Raw genomic sequence first — 3,460 nt, 5'->3', positions numbered from 1 at the left:
GGTCGGCAGCGTCAGGTGGGTATAAGGGACGGGGGCCGGGGTGAAGCCGGCGGCGGCCAGGCGGGACTGCATGGTGGGTTCGGCGAGGGCGGCCAGGATGGCCTGGGCGATGCGCTCGACCCGGCCGGGGGCGGTGCCGCCGGGGGCGAAGAGGCCGAACCAGGCATCGATCGCCAGATAGGGGGCGCCGGCCTCGGCGGCGGTGGGGACGTCCGCGATCTCGGCCAGGCGCTCGGGGGTGCCGATGGCGAGGATGCGCAGCTTGCCCTCGCGCACCAGCGGCGCGACCGAGGGGTAGGTCGCGACATAGAAATCGACATAGCCGGCGGCGGTGTCGTCGGCCGCCGCCCCGGCGCCGCGATAGGGGGCGTGCTGCGCCTTCAGCCCGGCGCGCCGCACCAGGGTCTCGCCCAGGATATGGCTGGCCGATCCCGCCTGGGAGGAGGCGTAGGTCAGCGTCGCGCCGCCGCGGCCACGGGCGATCAGGGCGGCCAGCGTCGGGTCCGGCGAATCCTTCGCCACGACCAGGGCGTGGGGGACGGTGGCCAGCCGGGCGACGGGGGCGAAGCTTTCGATCACGCGGTAGGGCAGGCGGGGCATCATCGCCTGGTTGCTGGCATGGGTCTGGTTGTGGCCGAGCACCAGGGTGTTGCCGTCCGGCGCCGCCTTGGCCGCGGCCTCGGCGCCGACGACGCCGCCGGCGCCGGCGCGGTTGTCGATGGCGACCGGCTGGCCGAGGGCGGCGGCGGCGCGCTCGCCCAGGGCACGCGCCAGGATGTCGGTCGACCCGCCGGGCGGTGCCGGGACGATGATGCGCAGCGGCGATGCCTGGGCGCGCGCCGCGGCCGGCATGGCGAGGCCTGCGGCCATGGCAAGGCGGCGCGTGAGCATGGGGCACCCTCGGGATCGTGGGGCGTCTAGGTCGCCCGATGTGGCGGCGAGGTCAAGCCGAGTCCCGCCTCTGAGTTGAGGCGCCAACAGAAGGCGGGGTCCGGGGGGATACGATCCCCCCGGAGTCTTCTCTTCCCTCAGGCCGCTTCGAGCTTTTCCTGCAGCTCCAGCCATTCCTCTTCCAGCGTCGCGATCTGCTTGGTGAGGAAGCCGTGCTTCTGGGTGACCTTGGCGATTTCCGAGGGCTTGAAGCGCTCATGCGTCGCGGGGTCGGCCAGCTTGCTGGCGATCAGCTCGGCCTCGCGCTGCATGCGGGCCATGTCGGCCTCGATCTGGGTGACGCGCTCGCGGAGGGGGGCGAGGGCGGCGCGGGCCTCGGCACGTTCGCGGCGGTCGTCGCGCGGCTTCTCTTTCGCGGGCGACCCGGCCTGGCGGGCGGCGCGGCTGCGCTCGGCCAGGTATTGCCGGTAGTCGTCGAGGTCGCCGTCGAAGGGGGTGACCTTGCCCTCGCCCACCAGCCAGAGCTTGTCGGCGGCGAGCTCCACCAGATGCGGGTCGTGGGTGATCAGCACCACGGCGCCGCGGTAGTCGGCCAGCGCCCGCACCAGGGCCTCGCGCGCGTCGATGTCGAGGTGGTTGGTCGGCTCGTCGAGGATCAGCAGCTGCGGCGCCTCGCGGGTGCAGAGCGCCAGCAGCAGCCGCCCCTTCTCGCCACCGGAGAGGGAGGAAATGACGGTGGTCGCGCGCTCCTCGTCCAGGCCGAAGCGGGCCAGCTGGGCGCGGCACTGGGTCTCGGTCGCCTTGGGGCCGAGGGCGTCCTGCATGTGGCTCAGCGGGGTGCCGGCGAGGTTCAGCTCCTCCGTCTGGTGCTGGGCGAAATAGCCGACCTTCAGGCGGGGGGCGCGCTTGACCTCGCCGCGGAAGGGGTCGAGCCGGCCGGCGATCAGTTTTGCCAATGTCGACTTGCCATTGCCATTGGCGCCGAGGAGCGCGATGCGGTCCTCCTGGTCGAGGCGCAGGTCGAGATTGCCGAGGATCGTGCGGCTGTCGTAGCCGACATCGGCACGGGCGAGCGCCAGGATCGGCGGCGGCAGCTCGGCGGGCTCTGGGAAGGCGAAGCGGGTGACGTGGTCCTCGACCACCGCCTCGATCGCGGGCAGCTTTTCCAGCGCCTTCAGCCGCGACTGCGCCTGGCGGGCCTTGGTCGCCTTGGCGCGGAAGCGGTCGACGAAGGCCTGCATATGCGCCCGCTGCGCCGCGATCTTCTCGTTCTGGGCGACCTGCTGCGCCGCCCGCTCGGTGCGGATGCGGACGAAGTTGTTGTAGTTGCCCGGATAGACGCTGATCTTGCGCTGGTCGAGATGGGCGATGGAATCGACGCCGCGCTCCAGCAGCCCGCGGTCATGGCTGACCACCAGGGCGGCGCCGGGGAAGCGGGCCAGCCAGCCCTCCAGCCAGATGGTGGCCTCGAGGTCGAGATGGTTGGTCGGCTCGTCCAGCAGCAGCAGGTCGGGCTCGAGGAAGAGCGCGCTGGCCAGCGCCACGCGCATCCGCCAGCCGCCGGAGAACTCGCTCACCGGGCGCAGCTGCGCCGCCGCGTCGAAGCCCAGGCCCGAGAGCACGGTGGCGGCGCGGGCCGGCGCGCTGTCGGCGCGGATGGCGATCAGCCGGTCATGAATCTCGCCGATGCGGGCGGCGTCGTGCTGGCTTTCCACCTCCTGGAGCAGCGCATGCCGCTCGGTGTCGGCGGCCAGCACCGTGTCGATCAGGCTGGTCGGGCCGCCCGGGGCCTCCTGCGCCACATGGGTCATGCGGGCGCGGGCGGCCAGGCGGATCTCGCCGCCATCGGGCGCCAGCTGGCCGGTGATGGCGCGCAGCATGGTCGACTTGCCGGCGCCGTTGCGGCCGACCAGCCCGATCTTGCGGCCGGGATCGACCATCAGGTCGGCACCCTCCAGCAGGGGGCGGCCGGCGATGCGGATGGTCAGGTCACGGATGGCGAGAACGGTCATGCGCGGTCGTTTAGAGCAGATCGCGCCCCGTCGGAAAGCATGTCGTCACGCTTCGTCATGCGCGGCCCGCGGGGGTGGCCCTGGTGGCGGGCGGGGTGGCGCCCTAGAGTCCGGCCCGTCCGTCCTTCTTCAGGTGTCGCCTTGCCCGAGAGCCCCCGCGCCGCATGAGCCTGACCGCCGCCATCCCGCTGCTGGGACCGCGGGGCGCGAAGGCGCGCCGGCGGCTGGGCTGGGCGGCCGCCATCTCGCTGGCGCTGCACCTGGCGATCGGCCTGGCGCTGCTGCTCTGGCCGCAGCCGAAGCGGATCGCGGAACCCTTCGGCCGCGAAGGGGTCGCGGTGGTGTTCGAACCCTCGTCCGACGGCCCGCCGCTGCCGCAGACCCAGGAACCGGTGGGCGCACCGCCGACGGCCGGATCGCTCTCGCCGCTGGAGACGCCGGACCCCACGGCGCCGCCGCTGCCTTCGGTCCTGTCTCTTATACCCATCCGACGCTGCCGACGCACCTACGCGGGTTGATCCCGGGTGGCGCTGTGACGTCCCACCGACGACAAAGTA

At 72.9% G+C, this 3,460-nt stretch carries 3 protein-coding genes; 1 reads left to right on the top strand and 2 read right to left on the bottom strand.

Going from position 1 to position 3,460, the window contains the following annotated elements:
• Both BKE38_RS15425 and BKE38_RS15420 read right to left on the bottom strand, forming a co-directional pair.
• Nucleotides 1-891: Bug family tripartite tricarboxylate transporter substrate binding protein (locus BKE38_RS15425; RefSeq protein ID WP_076958188.1), on the bottom strand; the 891-nt coding region annotated here is incomplete at its 3' end.
• A gap of 137 nt (nucleotides 892-1,028) precedes the next feature.
• The gene (locus BKE38_RS15420; protein WP_076958187.1) at nucleotides 1,029-2,903 is read right to left on the bottom strand and encodes an ABC-F family ATP-binding cassette domain-containing protein; all 1,875 of its coding nucleotides are present in this window, start codon (nucleotides 2,901-2,903) and stop codon (nucleotides 1,029-1,031) included.
• A 164-nt stretch (nucleotides 2,904-3,067) separates the two neighbouring features.
• On the opposite strand from BKE38_RS15420, the gene BKE38_RS15415 reads away from it, so the two are divergent.
• On the top strand, nucleotides 3,068-3,421 hold the full coding sequence (locus tag BKE38_RS15415) for a superantigen-like protein SSL4 (protein ID WP_076958186.1): 354 nt from the start codon (nucleotides 3,068-3,070) through the stop codon (nucleotides 3,419-3,421).
• Nucleotides 3,422-3,460: the final 39 nt, after the last annotated feature.

Origin of the sequence: Teichococcus deserti, from assembly GCF_001982615.1 — a bacterium.
GTDB lineage: Bacteria > Pseudomonadota > Alphaproteobacteria > Acetobacterales > Acetobacteraceae > Pseudoroseomonas > Pseudoroseomonas deserti.
This window is presented reverse-complemented; position numbering and strand designations above follow the sequence as displayed.

Excerpts from the sequence above, each read along its gene's own strand:
- BKE38_RS15420 (WP_076958187.1), bottom strand. The coding sequence starts at position 2,903 with ATGACCGTTCTCGCCATCCGTGACCTGACCATCCGCATCGCCGGCCGC.
- BKE38_RS15415 (WP_076958186.1), top strand. The coding sequence starts at position 3,068 with ATGAGCCTGACCGCCGCCATCCCGCTGCTGGGACCGCGGGGCGCGAAG.